Source organism: Mesorhizobium sp. WSM4820, from assembly GCF_055811075.1.
Genome location: NZ_JBVVQN010000066.1, coordinates 1 through 1,110, shown reverse-complemented (window position 1 = coordinate 1,110; position 1,110 = coordinate 1). Strand labels below are relative to the sequence as shown.

2 protein-coding genes are annotated in these 1,110 nt (G+C 58.4%); both read right to left on the bottom strand.

Features of this window, described 5'->3' with window-relative positions; translation table 11 throughout:
- On the bottom strand, window positions 1-288 hold a 288-nt coding region (locus AC0L2R_RS33720; RefSeq protein WP_473514095.1), incomplete at its 3' end, for a CoA-transferase.
- Window positions 266-955: a CoA transferase subunit A gene (locus AC0L2R_RS33715; RefSeq protein WP_473514093.1), complete on the bottom strand. Its 690-nt coding sequence runs from the start codon at window positions 953-955 to the stop codon at window positions 266-268. The genes AC0L2R_RS33720 and AC0L2R_RS33715, both read right to left, overlap by 23 nt.
- Window positions 956-1,110 lie beyond the last annotated feature (155 nt).

The following is a 1,110-nucleotide window of genomic DNA, read 5'->3' as shown; positions in this document are numbered from 1 at the left end:
GCCGCGGATGATCGCGAACGAAACCGCACTGTCGAAGTAAGAAGCGCCGGCCAGCGTGGTGATGTAGTTGCCGCCCGCATCTATGAGGTTCCGATCGGCTGCGGTATATTCCGCCAGAGGGCCCATGCCGGCCACTCCGTTCTCGGAATGAACGCATACCGTTATCGAGGGGGCGAGATGGGCCAGCACCTTCGTAGGCAACCCTATGCCGAGATTGACCGTGTCGCCATCATTGAGTTCGAGCGCCGCACGGCGCAGCATCATTTCACGCGCGTCGGACAACATCATATGCCTCGCTGATAACGTGGAGACCGACGACCTTTTGAACGAACGGCCCGGGCGTATGAATTTCGTCGGGCGCAAGCTCACCGAGCGCGACGATTTCCTCCGTCTCGACGACCGTTGTCCCGGCGGCCATCGCCATGAGCGGCGAAAAATTGCGCGCCGTCGCGGCAAATTTCAAATTGCCGAAGGTATCTGCCTGTACGGCATGAATCAAAGCATAGTCCGCCCTAAGCGCAGTCTCGATCAGCGCAGTCCTACCGTCCATGTCGATCGCCGTCTTTCCGTTCTGCAGCATCGTGCCGATCCCGATGTCGGTCACGATCCCCATCAGTCCGGCGCCGGCGGCGCGGATGCGTTCGGCCAGAATGCCCTGAGAGTTGAACTCAACCTTCAGTCGACCGGCATTCATCTGCTCGACCGCCCTGGCGTTCAGGCCAATGTGCGAAGCGATCAGTTTCTCGACGAGACCGGCCTCCAACAGATGGTCTAGGCCCATCCCGATCTCGTTTGCGTCGTTCTTGATAATCGTGAGGTTCTTGGGCGCCTGACGCACCAGTTCGTCGAGCAGGGTGAAAGGCGTTCCCGGCACACCGAAACCGCCGATCATGACGGTCATCCCGTCACGAATTCCCGCAATCGCCTCTTCGATTTCCGTTAGCTTGTTACGCACCCAATTCTCCCATCCGGGGTGTGTTCGATAAATAGTTCATGGTCACGCCTCCCGTTCGCTGGCGCGAATATAGCTTGTGAGGACACCATGCCGGAGAGGATGGAAGCAAATAGATACCGTGAACGGACTATATAAGTTTCGACAATGCTGGGCGG